The organism is Oceanibaculum nanhaiense (assembly GCF_002148795.1).
In the GTDB taxonomy this organism is placed as follows: Bacteria; Pseudomonadota; Alphaproteobacteria; order Oceanibaculales; family Oceanibaculaceae; genus Oceanibaculum; species Oceanibaculum nanhaiense.
This window is the reverse complement of record NZ_MPOB01000002.1, coordinates 390,422-408,510: the sequence shown is the minus strand read 5'-3', so window position 1 is coordinate 408,510 and position 18,089 is coordinate 390,422. Positions and strand designations below refer to the sequence as shown.

Annotated in this window: 15 protein-coding genes; 3 read left to right on the top strand and 12 right to left on the bottom strand. The window is 66.3% G+C overall.

Annotation, left to right across the window (positions count from 1 at the left end):
* Positions 1 to 6 precede the first annotated feature (6 nt).
* The 7 genes from BKM74_RS05035 to BKM74_RS05005 all read right to left on the bottom strand — a co-directional run bounded on the left by BKM74_RS05035 (position 7) and on the right by BKM74_RS05005 (position 8,868).
* Entirely contained in the window at positions 7 to 1,035 is a 1,029-nt protein-coding gene (locus BKM74_RS05035; RefSeq protein WP_086464584.1) for an ABC transporter ATP-binding protein, read from the bottom strand.
* Positions 1,035 to 2,507, bottom strand: a complete 1,473-nt coding sequence (locus BKM74_RS05030) for an amidohydrolase family protein (RefSeq protein ID WP_086464583.1) — start codon at positions 2,505 to 2,507, stop codon at positions 1,035 to 1,037. Before BKM74_RS05030 ends, BKM74_RS05035 begins: the two co-directional genes overlap by 1 nt.
* A gap of 114 nt (positions 2,508 to 2,621) precedes the next feature.
* Positions 2,622 to 4,208: an ABC transporter substrate-binding protein gene (locus tag BKM74_RS05025; RefSeq protein WP_245825809.1), complete on the bottom strand. Its 1,587-nt coding sequence runs from the start codon at positions 4,206 to 4,208 to the stop codon at positions 2,622 to 2,624.
* A gap of 74 nt (positions 4,209 to 4,282) precedes the next feature.
* Entirely contained in the window at positions 4,283 to 5,179 is an 897-nt protein-coding gene (locus BKM74_RS05020) for an ABC transporter permease (protein ID WP_086464581.1), read from the bottom strand.
* A gap of 12 nt (positions 5,180 to 5,191) precedes the next feature.
* Positions 5,192 to 6,133: an ABC transporter permease gene (locus BKM74_RS05015; RefSeq protein ID WP_086464580.1), complete on the bottom strand. Its 942-nt coding sequence runs from the start codon at positions 6,131 to 6,133 to the stop codon at positions 5,192 to 5,194.
* A gap of 27 nt (positions 6,134 to 6,160) precedes the next feature.
* Positions 6,161 to 7,792, bottom strand: coding sequence for an amidohydrolase (locus BKM74_RS05010; RefSeq protein WP_086464579.1), 1,632 nt, complete (start codon positions 7,790 to 7,792; stop codon positions 6,161 to 6,163).
* 299 nt (positions 7,793 to 8,091) lie between these two features.
* Positions 8,092 to 8,868 carry a class II aldolase/adducin family protein gene (locus BKM74_RS05005; RefSeq protein ID WP_176342394.1) on the bottom strand — a complete coding sequence of 259 codons (777 nt, stop codon included), beginning with the start codon at positions 8,866 to 8,868 and terminating at the stop codon, positions 8,092 to 8,094.
* Between the two features lie 322 nt (positions 8,869 to 9,190).
* Here BKM74_RS05005 and BKM74_RS05000 point away from each other — a divergent pair, with 322 nt between their 5' ends.
* Positions 9,191 to 10,624 carry an SPOR domain-containing protein gene (locus BKM74_RS05000; RefSeq protein WP_086464577.1) on the top strand — a complete coding sequence of 478 codons (1,434 nt, stop codon included), beginning with the start codon at positions 9,191 to 9,193 and terminating at the stop codon, positions 10,622 to 10,624.
* A gap of 1 nt (position 10,625) precedes the next feature.
* Here BKM74_RS05000 and BKM74_RS04995 read toward each other — a convergent pair whose 3' ends face one another.
* Positions 10,626 to 11,831 (bottom strand): MFS transporter, encoded by a 1,206-nt coding sequence (locus tag BKM74_RS04995; protein WP_086464576.1) that lies wholly within the window; start codon positions 11,829 to 11,831, stop codon positions 10,626 to 10,628.
* A gap of 4 nt (positions 11,832 to 11,835) precedes the next feature.
* Positions 11,836 to 12,561, bottom strand: coding sequence for a hypothetical protein (locus BKM74_RS04990; RefSeq protein ID WP_086464575.1), 726 nt, complete (start codon positions 12,559 to 12,561; stop codon positions 11,836 to 11,838).
* A 268-nt stretch (positions 12,562 to 12,829) separates the two neighbouring features.
* Between BKM74_RS04990 and BKM74_RS04985 the strand changes: the two genes are divergently transcribed.
* Positions 12,830 to 13,720 carry a DMT family transporter gene (locus BKM74_RS04985; RefSeq protein ID WP_086464574.1) on the top strand — a complete coding sequence of 297 codons (891 nt, stop codon included), beginning with the start codon at positions 12,830 to 12,832 and terminating at the stop codon, positions 13,718 to 13,720.
* Here the strand turns inward: BKM74_RS04985 and BKM74_RS04980 are convergent.
* Positions 13,707 to 14,939, bottom strand: coding sequence for an MFS transporter (locus BKM74_RS04980; protein WP_086464573.1), 1,233 nt, complete (start codon positions 14,937 to 14,939; stop codon positions 13,707 to 13,709). The genes BKM74_RS04985 and BKM74_RS04980 overlap by 14 nt on opposite strands.
* A gap of 148 nt (positions 14,940 to 15,087) precedes the next feature.
* Between BKM74_RS04980 and BKM74_RS04975 the strand changes: the two genes are divergently transcribed.
* Entirely contained in the window at positions 15,088 to 16,071 is a 984-nt protein-coding gene (locus BKM74_RS04975; protein ID WP_086464572.1) for a ketopantoate reductase family protein, read from the top strand.
* A gap of 46 nt (positions 16,072 to 16,117) precedes the next feature.
* Here the strand turns inward: BKM74_RS04975 and BKM74_RS04970 are convergent, their stop codons facing one another.
* The gene (locus tag BKM74_RS04970; protein WP_086464571.1) at positions 16,118 to 17,425 is read right to left on the bottom strand and encodes a TRAP transporter large permease; all 1,308 of its coding nucleotides are present in this window, start codon (positions 17,423 to 17,425) and stop codon (positions 16,118 to 16,120) included.
* 15 nt (positions 17,426 to 17,440) lie between these two features.
* Entirely contained in the window at positions 17,441 to 17,995 is a 555-nt protein-coding gene (locus tag BKM74_RS04965; protein WP_086464570.1) for a TRAP transporter small permease, read from the bottom strand.
* Between the last annotated feature and the right edge of the window lie 94 nt (positions 17,996 to 18,089).

Sequence of the window (18,089 nt, the reverse complement as noted above, 5' to 3'; positions counted from 1 at the left end):
CGCGCCTCACAGGATGGTGTCTTCGAGCGGTGCCTTCCAGCAGGCGACCTTGTGACCGGGCTTCACCTCGATCAGCGCTGGCACTTCCTGCCGGCATTTGTCGTCGGCAAAGGGGCAGCGCGGATTGAACTTGCAGCCCGCCGGCATGTTGTAGGGGTTCGGCACGCTGCCCTCGATGGTGGCGAGGCGCACCTCATCCACATCCATCTTCGGGATCGAGCCCAGCAGGCCCAGCGTGTAGGGATGCTGCGGGTCGGTGAACAGGTCTCCGACGCGCGCCTCCTCCACCACCTTGCCGGCATACATGACGACAACCCGGTCGGCGAGCTCCGCAATCACGCCCAGATCATGGGTGATCAGCATGATCGCCGTGCCGGTGCGCTCGCGCAGGTCGCGCATCAGATCAAGGATCTGCGCCTGGATGGTCACGTCCAGCGCCGTCGTCGGCTCGTCGGCGATCAGCAGCTTCGGATTGCAGGCCAGCGCCATGGCGATCATCACGCGCTGGCGCATGCCGCCCGACATCTGGTGCGGGTAATCGTCCACCCGGCCTTCCGGCGAGGGGATACGCACCAGGCGCAGCATCTCGATGGCCCGCGCGCGCGCGTCCGCCTCCGAGATGTCCTCATGCAGCAGGATGCCTTCCATGATCTGCTGGCCGACCGTATAGACCGGGTTCAGGCTGGTCATCGGCTCCTGGAAGATCATCGAGATGTCGTTGCCGCGCACATCGCGCATCTGGCGCGCCGAGAGCGTCAGCAGGTCGCGCCCCTCAAAGACGATCTCGCCGGCCGGAATCTTCCCCGGCGGGCGCGGGATCAGCCCCATGACCGACAGCGAGGTGACACTCTTGCCACAGCCGGATTCGCCGACGATGCCCAGCGTCTCGCCGCGCGAGACGGAGAAGCTGACGCCATCGACGGCCTTGAACACGCCTTCGCTGGAATGGAATTCGGTCACCAGGCCGCGCACATCGAGCAGCGGCTCGAGCGTCGGCGGGGCGGTTTCGGTCGGCGGGGAAGCGGTTTCGCTCATCAGGCGCTCTTGATCACCGGCTGCGGGCTGGACAGGGCGGATTTGACGGGGAACACCATCGGCGACATGTCCTCGACCTGGCGCTTGGCCCAGTCGCGTTCGGACACGGTGGCGATGGTACGGGCCTGCGCCTCGCGCAGGGTTTCGATGGCGGCCTCGATATCGATGGTCAGAACCTTGCCGTCGCTGACCACCTGCTGGCCATCGACATAGACGTCGCGCACGGCCCGGTCGGAGGTCGAATAGATCAGGCTGCGCAGCGGCTCGCGCAGCGGCTGCATATAGGGATGCGACAGATCGACCAGCGAGAAGTCGGCCTTCATGCCGACCGCGACGCGGCCGATATCCGGCTTCTTCAGCGCCGTCGCCCCGCCCACCGTGGCGGCCATGAACACTTCCGCGGTGGAGGCGCCGGTGAAGTCGCCCTTCAGGATGCGCGCGGCCAGGCAGGCCATGCGCATCTCGTCGATCATGTTGTGCGGGAAGGTGTCGGTGCCGAGACCCAGATTGATGCCGGCCTTCACATAGCGGTGCACCCAGTTCAGCGCGATGCCGCGGCGCGAGAACACGGTCGGACAGTGCGCGACCGAGGCGCCGGAGCCCGCCAGCAACGCGAAATCGTCGGCCTGCGGCCAGTGCAGCCAGGGATGATCGTTCAGGAAGATGCCATGGCCGATGATCATCTGCGGCCCCAGCACGCCCAGCGAGTCCAGCCATTCGATCGGCGTCTTGCCGTGGCGGCGGGTGATCTCGTTGAACTCGACCACGCTCTGCGCCGCATGCAGCTGCACGGCAATGCCGCGCTCGGCGGCTGCGTCATAGCTGTCGCGGATCAGATCGGCGGTGCAGGTGTCGATCTGCGACGGCCCCAGCATGCCGGAAATGCGACCGGACGGATGCTTCGCCGCCGCATCGACAACATCCAGCGCGCGCTGCATGGCCTGCTTGCCAGCGGCCTCGTCCCACTGATATTCGACCGAATGGCCATCCTTCGTGGTCCAGGCGGCGGAACGGTACATCGGGCACAGCACCGCGCGCATGCCGGTCGAGGCCATGTCATCAGCCCAGCCTTCGCGCGCGCCGGACAGGTCGGTGATGGTGGTGACGCCGCTTTTCAGCAGCTCGCTCATCGCCACCATGCTGGCCGCGCGCGCCGCATTCGGGTCGAGCCGGAACACCGGCATGAATTCATACAGCGAGGACTGGCCAAGGCGCGGGCTGCCCAGCTCCTCCAGCAGGCCTTTGTTGCCGGGCTCAGAGGTCGGGTGGGAATGGATGTTCACGAGGCCTGGCATCAGCATCAGGCCGCGCCCGTCGATCTCCCGATCGGCGGCGCCGGCATAGCCCTTGCCGACGAAGCTGAACTGGTTGCCCTGGAAGGCGACGTCAGCACCTTCCAGATAGGCATGGCTGCCCGACGCCTCGTCCCAGGCAATCACGTAGTCGGCGTTGCGGATCACAATCGTCTGCATAATCCGTCCATCCCCGTTTAGTCGTAAATTTTCTAACGAATCACTTCTCGAAAAAGGCCCGTCCGGGCGTGCCCCAGGATATGTCCCAAGGTGACACGCCCGGACGGTTCGCGATTACTTCAGGGCGAGGTCGATGCCCTTGTAGAAACCGGCACCATAGATGCCGTGCGCACGCACCGGCTGCATCTTCGCGCCGGCAACGGTGTACAGCGGCTCGTGGTAGAGCGGGATCCACACGGCGGCGTCATGCACCTTGTGCAGCACCTTGCCGAAGGCCTCGGCACGCGCCTTGTCGGTCAGCGCGGAGGAACCCGCCTCCAGCAGCGCGTCGGTCTCCTTGTCGTCCCAGTTGACGCGGTTCGGAGTCGGCATGTTGGCCGAGCGGAAATACAGGTTCATCGCATCGCCGGTGGAGACATAGGGGAACGACATGGTGAAGATGTCGAACTCCTGCGTCGCCAGCTTGCCCCAGACGACGGTGGCGTCGAACAGCTGGATCTGCAGGTCGATGCCGACCTTGCGCAGGTCGCCCTGCACCGCCTCGACGATCTGGCGCCAGGTGTCGGTGAAGCCATAGACCAGCGGGGCCAGCTTCTTGCCGTCCTTGTAGCGGAACCCGTCACCGCCCAGCTTCCAGCCAGCCTCGTCCAGCAGGGCTGCTGCCTTGGCCGGGTCATAGCTGTAGGTGTCGGTCTTCACCGACTTGTCGAAGTCCAGCACTTCCGGCGAGATGTAGGTGTTGGCCGGGGTGGCATAGCCGAAGGTCACCGCATCGGTGATCGCCTCGACATCGACGGCCAGGTTCATCGCCTGGCGGACGCGCACGTCACCCATCAGCTCGCGGGTGATCTTGAAGCCCATGAAGTAGGTCCAGAAATAGGCCTCGGCCTGGGTCACCGACATCTTGGAGTTGGCCTTGAACTGATCGAGCGACCAGTAGGGCACATACTGGCTGGCATCGGCCTGGCCGGTCTGCAGCGAGGCGACGCGGGTGCTCTCTTCCGGCACGATCTTCCAGGTGATCTTATCGACCTGGGCTTCCTTGTTCTTATAGAAGTCCGGGCCCCAGTTATAGCCCTTGTGCTTGGTCAGCACGGTCTGGTTGCGCGGTTCCCAGCTGTCGAAGCAGAACGGGCCGGTGGTATCCAGACCCTTCACACCGAAATCGTCGCCAAGCTTCTTCACCTGATCGACATTGATGATGGTGTGGAAGTGCTGCGTCATCTGGAACAGCAGTTCCGAATACGGCTTGGTCAGCTCGTACTCGACCGTCAGCTTGTCCTTGGCGCGGACTTCCTTGACCGGGCCGGCGCGCCAGGTGACGACGCCCTTGGTGGCCGGATCGCGCCAGCGGTTGATGGTGTCCACCACGTCCTGCGCGGTGAATTCCTTGCCGGAGCAGAACTTCACGCCTTCCTTCAGGTTGAAGGTGTAGGTCTTGCCATCCTCCGAGACCGTCCAGCTCTTCGCCAGGCCCGGCTTCACGGTCTTCAGGTCATAGTCCAGCGCGACCAGCGTATCGCCGACCATGAACAGGATTTCCGCCGCCGAACGGGCGGTGGAGCGATGCGGATCGTAGCGGTCCGTATCGATGGTCCGGATGATCGAGATTTCCTTCTGCGCCATCGCCGGGGCAGCGAACCCCGTCGCCGCCGCGACGGCAACGCCCGCCGCCATCCAAACTGTGTTCCGTAACTTCATCTAAGCCTCCTCGTTCTCATGTTTGGCTTTCGCCAGCCCCGCCGGCGGCGGGCCTTCGTCTCCCCGTCGCGGCTTTATTGCCTCATCCGCGGATCGAGGACGTCGCGCAACGCATCGCCCAACACATTGAAGGCCAGCACGATCAGGAAGATCGCGAAGCTTGGAATGGTCGAGACATGCGGTGCGAAGAACAGAAAATTGCGCCCCTCGGCGGCCATCGTGCCCAGCTCCGCCGTCGGCGGCTGCGCGCCCAGCCCCAGGAAGCTGAGCGCCGCCCCCAGCAGGATGGTCTGGCCGAACTGCAGGGTGAGGTACACGAAGATCGCCGACAGGCAGTTCAGCGCCAGATAGCGCCAGATCAGCGTCCAGTCCGACAGGCCGATGGCGCGGCCCGCCTCCATATACTCATTCTGCATGACCACGGTGGCGGCACCGCGGGCAATGCGCGCCACGGTTGGCACGGCAGCGATGGTCAGGGCGATGATCAGGCTGGTGATGCCCGCCCCCAGCACGGCGGCGATGGCCAGACCGAACAGGATCGATGGGAAGGACAGCAGCACGTCCACCACCCGCATGATGAGGTTGTCGAGGCGCTTGTAGAACGCCGCCACGATGCCCATCACCGCGCCGATCGTCCCGCCCAGCATGACGCCGCAGAAGCCGATCAGCAGCGTCGTGCGGATGCCGTAGAGCAGCCGCGTCACCATATCGCGGCCCTGCGCGTCGGTGCCCAGCAGATAGTCGCCGCCGGGCGGGCGCAGCCGCACCCGCATGTTGGTGTCGTAGGGATCGAACGGCGTCAGATAGGGCGCGAAGATCGCCGCCAGCACCACCAGCAGCAGGAACGTCCCGGCAATCACCGCCGGCTTGTCGCGCAGCAGGCGCTGCCAGGCCGACAGCCGCTTGATCGTCTGGGTGCTGGCCGGCCCGGGGGCGGCAGCGGGCGACAGGGTCTGGGTTGCGTCGGTCATTCTCGTCGCCCCCTATTTCCGCCCGACGCGCGGGTCGAGATAGGCATACAGCACGTCCACGATCAGGTTCACCAGCAGGAAAGAGACCGCGAGCAGCAGGATGGCACCCTGCGCCAGCGGGAAGTCGCTGGACACGATGGCGCCGACCGCCAGCCGGCCGACGCCGGGCCAGGCGAACATGGTCTCGGTCACCACAGCACCACCCAGCAGGAAGCCGATCTGCAAGCCGACCAGCGTGACGATGGGGATCAGCGCGTTGCGCAGCGCGTGCTTCACCACCACCCGGGTCTCCGGCGCGCCCTTGGCGCGGGCGGTGCGCACGAAATCGGCGTTCAGCACCTCCAGCAGCGAGGTGCGGGTCATGCGCGCGACCGGGCCGATGAACACGCCGCCCAGCGTGATCGCCGGCAGCGCGATATGGCGCAGCCCGTCGATCGACCACAGCGGTCCGCCACGGCCCTGGAACGGCAGCAGCTCCATCTTGAAGCCGACATACTGGATCAGCATCAACCCGAACCAGAAGATCGGCATCGACACGCCGGCGACCGAAAAGGCCATGACGATACGGTCGGTCACCCGGCCCCGGCGCACGGCGGCCACAGTGCCCATCAGGATGCCCAGCGGCACCGCCCAGATCAGGCTGGCGAGCATCAGTTCGACGGTCGGGCCGACCGTGTTGGCCAGTTCGCTGACCACGGTGGAATTGCTGATGATCGAGCGGCCGAGATCGAGCTGCAGCACGCGGAAGATATAGAGCCCGAACTGGTACCAGAGCGGCTCGTTCAGCCCCAGCGATTCACGCAGCGCCTCGACATCGGCGGCGGTCGCGGTCGGGCCGGCCAGCACCGTGGCCGGGTCGGTGGGGACGACCTGCAGCAGCAGGAAGCCGATCAGCAGCACGCCGAACAGCACGGGAATGGAGATCAGCAGGCGGTGGGCGATGTGTCGTGACATCGGATCAGACTTTCATGTGCCGGTCGGTCACTGCAACACCTCGCCCTTGCGGTCGTGAACGATCTCGCCGTCGATGAGGGTGATATCGGCCAGCGCCGGCAGGATGTCCTCTGGCGCTACGGCGAACAGGTCGCGGTCGAACACCGCGATGTCGGCCAGCATGCCCGGTGCCAGCGTGCCCTTCACATGCTCCGAGAAACTGCCATAGGCGCCATTATAGGTCATCGCGCTGATCGCCTGTTCGGTGGTGATGCACTGATCCGCACCCATCACCGTGCCGCGATCCGTCTTGCGCGTCACCATCTCATAGAGATTTTTCATCGGATTGAAGTCGGATACCGGCGAATCTGAGCTGGCGATGGGGTGCAGCCCGGCCGCGATCCAGTCCTTCATCGGGTAGGATTGCGCCGGCCGTTCCTCGCCCAGCACCTCGATATAGAGGTCGCCGAACTCGTAGATGAAGATCGGCTGCGGCGCCGGGATCATGCCCAGGCGCTTCATCGCGGATATCTGGTCCGGCGTGGTGAAGCCGCAATGCTCGACCCGGTGGCGCTTGCCGGCGACCGGGTTCTTCGCATTCGCCGCCTCGACCGCGTTCACCGCCTGGTCGATGGCTGCATCGCCAATGGCGTGGATGGAGAGCTGGTAGCCGAGAGCGTTGTATTTCTCGACCCAGTCGTTCAGTTCGCCATCGCTGTAGATGAAGATGCCGATGGAGCCACAGGAGCATTTGTAGGGATGGCGCATCGCCGCCGTCTTGCCGCCGGCGCTGCCATCGGTGAACAGCTTCACCGACCCGACCTTCAGATATTCGTCGCCGACACCGGTCATCAGCCCCTGCGGGAAGGCCTTGTCCATGACGCCCGCCGGGCCGCCGGTCAGCGACATGTAGGTCCGCACCGGCAGTCGGCGCTGGCGGCGCGCCTCCTGATAGGCCAGGTAATGGTCATAGCCCTGCACTAGGCCGACGCCGGCATCCATCACGCTGGTGATGCCGTAGCTGCGGAACACATTGCCGCCCTCCTCGATGCCGCGCACCAGATCGGCGATCGGCAGCGGCGGCATCGCCCTGGTGACCAGTTCCTGCGCGCGTTCCTGCATCAGGCCGGTCAGCCGGCCATTCTGCGTCTCGATGAAGCCGCCGGTCGGCTGCGGCGTCTTCTCGTCGATACCGGCCAGCTTCAGCGCCATCGAATTGGCAACGCCCATATGGCCGCAGGTGCGCTTGATATAGACCGGATTGTTCGGCGAGACCTTGTCCAGCTCCTCGCGGAACGGGTGGCGCTTCACGTCCAGATGGAAATGGTCGTAGCGGCCGCCGAAGATCCACTCGCCCGGCTTCGCCTTGTCCACGAAGGCCTTCACGCGGGCCAGCACCTCATCCAGCGTCTTCACCTGGCTGGCCGACAGATCGACCTGGCGCAGCCCCATGCCGAACGGCAGCAGATGCTGGTGGCCGTCATTGATGCCGGGCGTGGCGCAGCGGCCCGCAAGGTCGATGACCTTGGTGGCGGGGCCGACCAGCGCCTCGATCTCGGAACTCTTGCCGGCGGCCAGCACGCGGCCCTTCCAGACCGCCAAGGCCTCCACGAAACCGTCCTGAAGCCCCTGAAAAATCCTGCCGTTCTTCAGAACGACATCTGCCTTCGGCAGCACCATCTCACCCCATCCCCTATTCAACGCCAGTGTTCAACGCCAATTTTCAACGCCGCCGGGCCGGGCACCCACTACGCAAAAGCCGGTCCGTTTCGCGCGGCACCCAGCATCTTTGTCGCGAATAATCGCCACGGGCCGAAAATTCATTTTAAATCAGAAGGTTATGACACATCGCCTGCAGCGCCGCGCGGTGCTTCCGGCATTCAGGTGGCGCGCCGGAGGCGTCAGCCTGCCCAAAAGCCGGTCAACTGCCCATCCGCCAGTCAGCCGGGCCGGCCAACCGCGCCAGTCAGTCGCGCCACTCAGTCGCGATAGCTCGTATCCTCCCGGTCGAGCGTACGCAGCAACGCCTGCCAGGGCCGGCTGGCGCTCTTCTCGCCGCCGCGCTCGAACTGCTGGGCGGCATGCTCCGCCACATCCGGCGGCACCATGGCCAGCTCGGCGCCGCTCGACATCGCGGCGATCTGCGCCTCGCAGGCCTTCTGCAGATAGAACATGATGGTGAAGGCCTCGGCGACGCTGCGCCCGCAGGTCAGCAGGCCGTGATTGCGCAGGATCATGGCATAGGTGTCGCCCAGATCGGCGACCAGCCGCTCGCGCTCGTCGAGATCCAGCGCGATGCCTTCATAGTCGTGATAGGAAATCCGGTCATGGAAGCGCATGGCGTGCTGGCTGATCGGCAGCAGCCCGCCCTTCTGCGCCGCCACCGCCATGCCGGCCGCGGTGTGGGTGTGCAGCACGCACATCGCATCCTCACGCGCCGCATGCACGGCGCTGTGGATGGTGAAGCCGGCCGGGTTGAAGCTGTAGGGCGTATCCATGACGATCTTGCCGTCGAGATCGACCTTCACCAGGCTGGACGCCGTCACCTCGTCGAACATCAGCCCGTAGGGGTTGATCAGGAAATGATGCTCCGGCCCCGGCACGCGCATCGAGATGTGGGTGTAGATCAGGTCCGTCCAGCCCATCCGCGCCACCAGCCGGTAGCAGGCCGCCAGATCGACCCGCGCATCCCATTCCCCGGCGCTGACCTGATCGCGCACGCTGCGCGGCTTCAACGGCGTGACAGTCCCAGACATGCATGCTCTCCATTCGGTACGTGCCCCCTGCCGATGCCAATGACACCAAAGGGTGACCGTGCCTTGCTTGTAAATGTCACATACAAGTGTGGCGCAAGCGTCCGCCGCGAGTCAATCGGCAGGTTGCAATTTTACGGTACCGCAACGACCGATTAGCGGAAAGCAGGGCCAACCCCCTCATTTTTACGGCATTTCACGGCCTGAAGCAGGGCGATTCCTTGACAGGACTCGCCCGCTATATGAGACTCTTGGCCGACTGCGAGCCGGATAAGCGCCAGGGGGAAGAGCGCGCGCGGCCAGCGCAGGGTGGAGGACAGGGGCGATGAGCATGATACAGCCGTGGGCAAAACAGGGTCGCCTCACTATAACGCTCGCCGGACTGGCGCTGCTGCTGGGCGGCTGCGACACGGTTTCCAGCTTCGTGAACGACACTTTCTCTTCCAGCCCCACGCCGCAAACGAGCACAGCTGGCGCCCCGCAGGCTGCGGCCCCGCAGGCAGCATCGGGCAAGCCGGCGCAGGCGATGCTGCCGCCGGCACCGCTGCCCCGCTATGTCCCCGGCGATACTTTCGTCTATCGCATCGGCAACGCCACCATGCGCGAGCAGGTGCTGACCACGACACCGGACCGCGTGGTCTGGACCAACGATCAGGGGCTGATCTGGACCACCGGCTACGATCTGGTCTCGCCGATGTTCTCCTGGTCGGCCGACCCTGAGCTGGGGCGCGGCCGTCAGGACATCGTCGATGGCAACCCGGCCGGCCTGTTCCCGCTGATGGCGGGCGAGCAGGTCGCCTTCGAGGTCACCGGCTCCAGCGAGAAGCAGCCCGGCGGCTGGAAGATGGAGCAGCGCTGCGAGGTTGCCGGCCAGGCCCAGGTGACGGTCGAGGCCGGCACCTTCAACACCTTCCAGATCGGCTGCCAGCGCGGCGACACGCTGGAGACGCTGTTCTATTCCCCGGTCGTGCAGAATTACGTGCTGCGCACCCGGCAGTTTCCGTTCCGCTCCGAGCGCAAGGAACTGGCCGGCTTCCAGCATGCCGAGCTGCGCGAGGCCAAGGACGACCAGCTGGTGGCGATGACCGAGGGCGACAGCCGGCAGGCTTCGCTGGGACGCAGCACCGAAATGCCGGTCGATCCTGCGGCGGCCCGGACCCTGCCGCCGGCGCCGCCTGTGCCGCCGGCCGGTGCGGGCGCCATGGCAGCCCCCGGCGACATGGCGGCGCTGGTACAGCGCCTCGAAGCCGTGCTCGCCCGGCTGGAGCAGATGACGGGCGCACAGCCCAACACCGCGCGCCTGCCCGGTGCGGCCCCTACCCCGATGGCAGCCACGCCGATGGCGCCGGCCACAAAGACACCAACCATGCCCCGGTCGGCAACCGGCGGCGCGCCGATGGCGCTGACCGGGCAGCCGCCTGCTCCTCCGCCACCCGCCGCCGCCCAGCAACAGCAAGCCCAGCCGCAGACCGCCAGCGCCGCCCCGGCGCGCCCCGGCGAGCAGTTCGGCCTGCATCTGGGGTCGTACCGCGAACTTCCGGCGGCGGAACGCGGCTGGGAGATTCTGAAGGAGCGTTATCCCGGCCAGCTCGGCTCGCTGCGGCCGTTCAATTCGGAGTTCAGGACCGGCGATACGCGTGGTGCCTTCGTCCGGCTGGTGGCCGGCCCCTTCCCGACGCGCGAGGCGGCAACGAAAGCCTGCAACGACATGGCCGCCCGCCGGCAATTCTGCCAGGTGGTCAGCCTGAACGAGTCCTGACCTAACCGGTCCTGACCTTCCGGGCCCTGAACCAGGCGCGCGCCAGCACGATCAGCAGGAACAGCAGGCTGGCGGCGGCGCCGAACGCCAGCATGCCGTGCGGGTCCCACAGCGTCATCGCGGCGCTGCCCAGCACCGGGCCGGACATGCTGCCCAGGCTGTAGAGCATGACGAAGGCGGCGTTCGCCCCGGACAGCGTCGCCGTATCGAACCGCTCGGCCAGCATGCACAGGCCGATGGTATAGACGCCCATCACCACCCCGCCCCAGGCGAACAGCAGCGGCCAGACCAGCGGTGTACCCAGCGCCGCCGCAACGGCTGCCGGCCCCAGCACGCCGGCAGCACCACAGATCGCCAGCAGCAGCCGGCGGTTCACCCGGTCGGCCAGCCAGCCCAGCGGCACCTGCAGCGCCAGATTGCCGGCCAGGAAGGTGGAAAGCAGCAGCACCGCGGTTTCCGGCGCGAAACCAACACGCAGCGCATAGACCGGCAGCAGCGCGAAGACGGTGGCGTCCGACAGGCCGCTGATCATCGCCGCCAGCATGATGGTGGGGGCCAGCAGCATCAGCCGCAGGATATTCCCCGCCGCGTGCGACGGCACCGGCGGCAGGGCGTGGCGCGCCAGCGGCAAGGGCAGGGCCGAGGCACCGAGGATCGCGGCGGCGATCAGGAACGGCACCGGCCCCTGCAGCCCCACCGTCCCGACGATTACCGGCCCCAGCGCGAAGCCGCCGGCGAAGCAGGTGACGTAGAGCCCCAGCATCTTGCCGCGATTCCGGTCGGTCACGATGGCATTCAGCCAGGCCTCGCTGGCGATCCAGGCGATGCCGACCGAGATGCCCAGCGCAAAGCGCAGCACGAACCAGGCCGGCAGACTGGTGAATACCGGCATTGCCAGCAGCACGGCGATGCCGAACACGATGGAGAGGTACATCACCGGCAGCGTGCCGAAACGCCGGATCGCCAGCGGCAGGAACGGCCCGGTCAGCAGGATGGCAAAGGTGGACATGGCGGCGTTCAGGCCGATCAGCAGCGTGTCGGTGCCGCGCAGCTCCAGCAGCATGCTCAGCAGCGGCATGGTGATGCCGATCATCAGCCCCGCGCCCAGCGAGACCGACAGCAGCGCCACCATCGCCAGCCGCCGTGCGCGCTCCGTCAGCGCCGGGACTGGGGTCGGGGCCGGGGCCGGAAGGGTGTCCTGCGTCATATCCTTACGGGAAGCGGCAGCGTTCGGCAGTCACCTGCACGAAGCCGCGCTGCCCGGCGGTCACCGCGAAACGATGCTCGACCGCACCAATGACGACGGACTGGGTCATCGGCAGCACATCCGTCTTCTGTTCCGCCTTGCCGTCGATCCGGGTGATTGTCAGCGTCATCGGCTGTGCCGGGTCGAACCAGGCTTCCGGCCGCCCTTCGGCATTCAGCGCGGATTCGCCGAGGCCGGTAATGGTGACGGTGTTGTTCACGAAACCGACCGTGGAGGCCGCCCCGTCGGTGAGCGGCGTGCGCACCAGGAACCGCTTGGTCTCGGCCGGCTCGCAATCGCGCCCGACGCTGGCCTCGCGGATCACGAAGCCCAGCCGCTCCGCCGGCACACCAGCGGACAGCCTTTCCTGGACCAGCGCCAGCATCTGCTGCATCTGCGGCGCCGGCACATCGCGTTCGTAGCGTTGCTGCAACGCCGCCAGCTGCTGTGCCGCCTCGCGGCTGCGCAGCAGCGCCGCCTGGGCCTGCTGGTTCAGCGACTCGATCTCGGCGCGCGCCGTCGCCAGATCGTCGCGCTGCCGGTCAAGCTGGGTTCTGCGATCCTCGATGCCAAGCTGATAGGCGAACAGCCCGACCCCCGCCAGCAGGGCAACGAAAAGGACGAAGCGCAGCACCCGCCCGATAAGGCGCTTCCGATAACGCCGTTCAGTATCGTATAGACCGTAGGACATGCTTTCCCGGCACTGGTAAAGGAACGCCTCTCGCCAACCGGCAGAGGCGTAGGGGTAACGGAACACTCCCCGCCAGCGGGCGGGACCGCACAATGCCGCCGCATTGCGCCAATTACATGACCAACTGGCACTGGGCCGGTTTGGCGCCGGAATCCCGTTTCCCGGCGCGGCACATGGCTGTGTCGCGCGTCTCCAGGATGACAGGACGCAGCGCCGAAGGCTAGGGTGGCACGATGCGGCAACCCGCCGTTCCTACACCGGACAACGCATGCCCGCCACCCCCATCGACAATGCCCGCGGTATCCTGCTGATCCTTCTGGCGATCGCCTGCTTCGCCTCGATGGACGCGCTGGCGAAATTCCTGCTGCAATCGCACGAGATGCCGCAGGTGGTCTGGGCACGCTACAGCTTCCATTTGCTGGCGATGGCGCTGATCCTGGGGCCGCACCGCCTGCCGCGCCTGCTGGCGACGCAGCGGCCGCTGGCGCAGATCCTGCGCGCCAGCCTGCTGCTGGCCTCGACGGCGATGTTCTTCACCGCCATCAGCTACATCCCGCTGGCCGATGCCAGCGCCATCGGCTTCCTGTCGCCGCTGCTGGTCACCGCCTTGTCGGTGCCGGTGCTGGGCGAGAAGGTCGGCCCGCGCCGCTGGGCCGCCGTCATCGTCGGCCTGGTCGGCGTGCTGATCATCCTGCGGCCCGGCATGGGCAGCGTGCACTGGGCGTCCTTCCTGGTGCTGGGCGTGGCACTGACCTTCGCCGGCTTCTCGCTGATGACCCGCATCCTGGGCCGCACCGAGGACGGCACCACGATGCTGCTCTATACGGCGGTGGTGGGCTGCATCGTGACCAGCCTGATCGTGCCGTTCTACTGGCGCGCCGTGCCGCTGGAAAGCTGGCTGCTGTTTGGTGTGGTCGGCGCGCTGGGCGGCTTCGGCCATCTGGTGCTGATCCGCGCCTACAAGCTGGCGGAGGCCTCGGCGCTGGCGCCGTTCAGCTACAGCCAGCTGGTCTGGGCGATGTTGCTGGGCTTCCTGATGTTCGGCGATGTGCCGGCGGTCCATATGCTGGCCGGCTCCGCGCTGCTGGTCGCCAGCGGCCTGTATGTCTGGCACCGCGAACGCCAGCTCGCGCGCCGCGACAGGGTCAGCGCCGGCTGACGCTGCCCGCCGTCAGCACGGTGGCGATGGTCGCCACGCTGAGCCCCGCAATCACCCAGAACAGGATCGACGGATCGGCCACCCGGTCGAGCAGCAGGCCGAACATCAGGGGCGTGATCGCGCCGCCCAGATTGAAGCCGGTGGAGACGAAGCCGAACACCTTGCCGGTCGAGCCGGCCGGGGTGACCGCACGGATCATCATGTCGCGCGACGGGGCGACGACGCCGCTGAAGAACCCGGCCAGCGCGAACAGCACGCCGACAATCGCCAGCGACGGGCTGAAGGCGGCGACGCAGGCGACGAACAGCCCGACCAGCAGGAAGCAGCCGCCGGCCACCAGCGAATGGCGGTTGGTGCGGTCGGCGACCCACCCGCCGGCCAGCACGCCGGCTGCGCTGGCGAACAGATAGGCGGTCAGCGGCACGTTCGCCTGGGCCAGCGGGGCGTCATAGATCGTCACCAGCGCCGAGACGCCGAAGCTGGTGAAGCCGCCATTGGTCATCGAGATGCCGACGAAGAACAGGAAGCCCATGATGACCGGCAGGCTGAGCAGCAACCGGATACCCTGGGGGCCGCCCTGGGGGCCTGAGGCGGACGCTGATTCTTCCGGTTTCGGCTTGCGTCCACCAGCTGGCGTCTCGTCCTTCAGCACGCCGGAGAACGCCATCAGCACCAGCGCCACCGCCAGCCCCGCACCGCCGGCGATGACCAGCGCCATCTGCCAGCCCACCGCGCCCAGCAGGAACACCATCATCACCGGCGCGACGGCGAAGCCGAAATAGCCGGCGAAAGTATGGATCGAGAAGGCCCGGCCCATGCGCTTGCCATCGACCGAGGCCGACAGGATCGTATAGTCGGCCGGGTGATAGACCGCATTGGCGAGGCCGGCCACGGCCATCAACGCGATCAGCGCCCAGTAGCTGGGAAACAGGCCGATCATCATGAAGGCGATGGCCTCAACGATCAGCCCGGCGATCAGGATGGCGCGTGCGCCGAACCGGTCCACCAGGAAGCCCATCGGCGCCTGGGTCAGGCCGGTCGCCACGTTGAACACGGTCAGTGCAAGGCCCAGCGCCGCGAAGCTGACGCCATAGACATCCTTCAGCAGCGGAAACAGCGGTGGCAGCACCAGCATGTAGACATGGCTGAGAAAATGCGCCGTACTGATGAGGCCAATGACCTTCGTATCGCTGCGTGGCAGCGCGACGCTGGCATCCATGGTGTTCCACCCTTGTATTTTTGTTTTTCGCGATGAGAGTGTGGCGCGCGCCGTCCCGCCGTCAACCGCCAGCATGGCATGACAGCGATGATTGCCCGCTGCGCGCGCAAGCAGTAGAAAGCGCACATATCAATTCGGAGGCTGAAGCGTGAAAATCTGCATTTACGGCGCCGGCTCGGTCGGTGGCTATCTCGGTGGCAAGCTGGCTGCCGGCGGTTTCGATGTCTCGCTGGTCGCGCGCGGCCGGCATCTGGAGGCGATCCGCACGGACGGGCTGACCGTGAACCAGCAGGGCGAGGCCATCACTGTCCGCCCCGCCGCCAGCGACGATCCCGCCAGCTTCGGTCCGCAGGATGTGGTGATCTGCACCGTGAAGGCGCACGGCCTGCCCGGCATCGCGCGCAGCATGGCGCCCTTGCTGGGGCCGGATACCGCCGTGGTATTCGCCATGAACGGCGTGCCCTGGTGGTATTTCCATGCCCTCCCCGGCGAGCATGAGGGCCGCAGCATCGACCGGCTGGATCCCGGCGGGGTCATCCGCGACGCCATCGGGCCTGAGCGCGCCATCGGCTGCGTCGTCCATATCGGCGCCGAGGTGACCAGCCCCGGCACGGTCACCGTCACCGGCCGCGAACGTTTCGAGATGGGCGAGCCCGACGGCAGCATGAGCCCGCGCCTGACCCGCCTGATGGACGCCTTCGGGACCGCCGGCATCACCGCCGTCGCGCACAACAATATCCGCGACTATGTGTGGTCGAAGCTGCTCGGCAACATCACTTCCAACCCGTTGAGCGCGCTGACCCGCGCGACCATGGGCCAGCTCTATGACGATGACATCCTGCGTAATTACATGCGCCGGATGATGGAGGAGGCGGAAGCCGTCGCCCATGCGCTTGGCGCCAGCCTGCCGCTCAGCATCGACAAGCGCTTCGAGGGCGGCCCGCGGCTGAAGGACTTCAAGACTTCGACGCTGCAGGATCTGCTCGCTGGCCGGCCGCTGGAGATCGAGCCGATTGTCGGCGCGGTGACCGAACTGGGCAACCTGACCGGCGTGGACACGCCGTCCATTGACCTGATCTACGCGCTGCTGAAGCGCCTCGCGATCAACGAAGGGCTGTACCCGGCGGCGTAAGGGGGCTTCCCCCTCTCCCCTTGCGGGAGAGGGGGTTCTTTTACCCTCAGTTCCGTGCCATCGCCTGTTGCGGCAGGTAGGTCACGATTTCCGGGAAGATGGTGATGAGCGCCACCGCGACCACCATCAGCAGGAAGAAGGGCAGTGCCGCATAGGCGATATAGAGGATGTTTCTTCCGGTCAGCCCTTGCAGCACGAACAGGTTGAAGCCCACCGGCGGGGTGATCTGCGACATCTCCACCACCAGAACGACATAGATGCCGAACCATAGCAGGTCGATGCCCGCCGCCTGCACCATCGGCAGGATGATGGCGACGGTCAGCACCACCACCGAGATGCCGTCGAGGAAACAGCCCAGCACGATGAAGAACAGCGTGAGCGCCACTAGCAGCAGGTAAGGCGACAGCTGCATGTCGCGGATCCATTCCGCCAGCACGCGCGGCAGGCCGGTATAGCCCATCGCCACCGACAGGAAGGCGGCGCCGGCCAGGATGAAGGCGATCATGCAGGAGGTGCGCGTGGCGCCCAGCAGGCTGCTCCAGAAGGCCTGCCAGTTCAGCGACCCGGTTACCAGCGACAGGAATAGCGCCCCGGCCACGCCGCAGGCCGCCGCCTCGGTCGCCGTCGCCCAGCCCCAGTAGATCGAGCCGATGACGAAGACGATGAGCAGGATGATCGGGATCAGCCGGCGCGAGGCATAGACCTTCTCCAGGAAGGTCATGCTGATATCGGCCGGCGGAGTCTTGTGCGGATAGATCACCGCCCACAGCGCGATATAGCCCATGAACAGGCCGGCCAGCAGCATGCCCGGGAACACCCCGGCAATGAACAGCTGCACGATGGAAACCTCGGCCGAGACGCCATAGACGATCAGGATGATTGAGGGCGGGATCAGCAGACCCAGCGTGCCCGACCCGGCCAGCGAGCCAATCGAGAGCTTCTCGTCATAGCCGCGTTTCGACAGTTCCGGCACCGACATCTTGCCGACCGTCATCGCGGTCGCCGCCGAGGAGCCGGAAACCGCGGCGAACACCGCGCAGCCCAGCACATTCACATGCAGCAGGCGGCCGGGCAGCCGGGTCAGCCAGGGGGCCAGCCCCTGGAACATGTCTTCCGACAGCTTGGTGCGGAACAGGATCTCGCCCATCCAGATGAAGAGGGGCAGCGCGGTCAGCGTCCAGGAGGCCGACGCGCCCCAGACCGTGGTGGACATGACGATGCCCGGCGGCGCGCTGGCGAACATCGAGATGCCGAAATACCCGATGGCGAGCAGCGACATGGCGACCCAGAAGCCGCCGCCGAGAAAGAGGAACAACAGCGCGATCAGCAGGATCGACTGGATAAGCTGGTCCATGTGCCGGTTCCCGCTCTAATCGTTGGCTTCGACGCGGTCGGACGGCCCATTACCCGGGCCATTGTCCAGCACCACATCTTCGGAATTGTCATAGGATGGCGTGTTGCCGCGAATCACCGAGATCAGCTCGTCCACGAAGGCGATGGTCAGCACGGTCAGGCCGGCCAGCATCGCGCTTTGCGGAAAGGCCAGCGGGATCGGCACCAGCCCGTCCGCCACCTCGTTATAGCGGATCGAATCGGCGACCAGCGCCCAGGTATACCAGGCGAAATAACCGGCCAGCAGGGTTCCGGCAGCGAGGCAGACGATATCGGCCCAGCGGCGCGCCGCCGGCGGCAGGCGCAACAGCACCAGATTGACGCGGATATGGCTACCCGCCCTGAAGGCATAAGCCAGCGCCAGGAAGGAGGACGCGGCCATCAGGAAGCCCGCCAGCTCGTTGGCCGACGGCACCAGCACGCCGAAGAAGCGGCCGATGATCTGCGCCAGGATGAGCACGGCGATACCGGCCAGCGAGATCGCCGCCAGAACGCCGCACAGCTTGTACAGGAAATCGAGCGCCGCGCGCATGGCCACCCCGCGATGCGTGACAGATTGGGGAAAAAGGATAAAGACCCGGCCTATGGCGAAACGCCCAGGGTGCGTCTCAGCAGCCCTGGGCGTT

What these genes read in the sequence shown, in the direction of transcription:
- BKM74_RS05035 (WP_086464584.1), bottom strand. Translation starts at nt 1,035, where the DNA reads ATGAGCGAAACCGCTTCCCCGCCGACCGAAACCGCCCCGCCGACGCTC.
- BKM74_RS05030 (WP_086464583.1), bottom strand. Translation starts at nt 2,507, where the DNA reads ATGCAGACGATTGTGATCCGCAACGCCGACTACGTGATTGCCTGGGAC.
- BKM74_RS05025 (WP_245825809.1), bottom strand. Translation starts at nt 4,208, where the DNA reads ATGAAGTTACGGAACACAGTTTGGATGGCGGCGGGCGTTGCCGTCGCG.
- BKM74_RS05020 (WP_086464581.1), bottom strand. Translation starts at nt 5,179, where the DNA reads ATGACCGACGCAACCCAGACCCTGTCGCCCGCTGCCGCCCCCGGGCCG.
- BKM74_RS05015 (WP_086464580.1), bottom strand. Translation starts at nt 6,133, where the DNA reads ATGTCACGACACATCGCCCACCGCCTGCTGATCTCCATTCCCGTGCTG.
- BKM74_RS05010 (WP_086464579.1), bottom strand. Translation starts at nt 7,792, where the DNA reads ATGGTGCTGCCGAAGGCAGATGTCGTTCTGAAGAACGGCAGGATTTTT.
- BKM74_RS05005 (WP_176342394.1), bottom strand. Translation starts at nt 8,868, where the DNA reads ATGTCTGGGACTGTCACGCCGTTGAAGCCGCGCAGCGTGCGCGATCAG.
- BKM74_RS05000 (WP_086464577.1), top strand. Translation starts at nt 9,191, where the DNA reads ATGAGCATGATACAGCCGTGGGCAAAACAGGGTCGCCTCACTATAACG.
- BKM74_RS04995 (WP_086464576.1), bottom strand. Translation starts at nt 11,831, where the DNA reads ATGACGCAGGACACCCTTCCGGCCCCGGCCCCGACCCCAGTCCCGGCG.
- BKM74_RS04990 (WP_086464575.1), bottom strand. Translation starts at nt 12,561, where the DNA reads ATGTCCTACGGTCTATACGATACTGAACGGCGTTATCGGAAGCGCCTT.
- BKM74_RS04985 (WP_086464574.1), top strand. Translation starts at nt 12,830, where the DNA reads ATGCCCGCCACCCCCATCGACAATGCCCGCGGTATCCTGCTGATCCTT.
- BKM74_RS04980 (WP_086464573.1), bottom strand. Translation starts at nt 14,939, where the DNA reads ATGGATGCCAGCGTCGCGCTGCCACGCAGCGATACGAAGGTCATTGGC.
- BKM74_RS04970 (WP_086464571.1), bottom strand. Translation starts at nt 17,425, where the DNA reads ATGGACCAGCTTATCCAGTCGATCCTGCTGATCGCGCTGTTGTTCCTC.
- BKM74_RS04965 (WP_086464570.1), bottom strand. Translation starts at nt 17,995, where the DNA reads ATGCGCGCGGCGCTCGATTTCCTGTACAAGCTGTGCGGCGTTCTGGCG.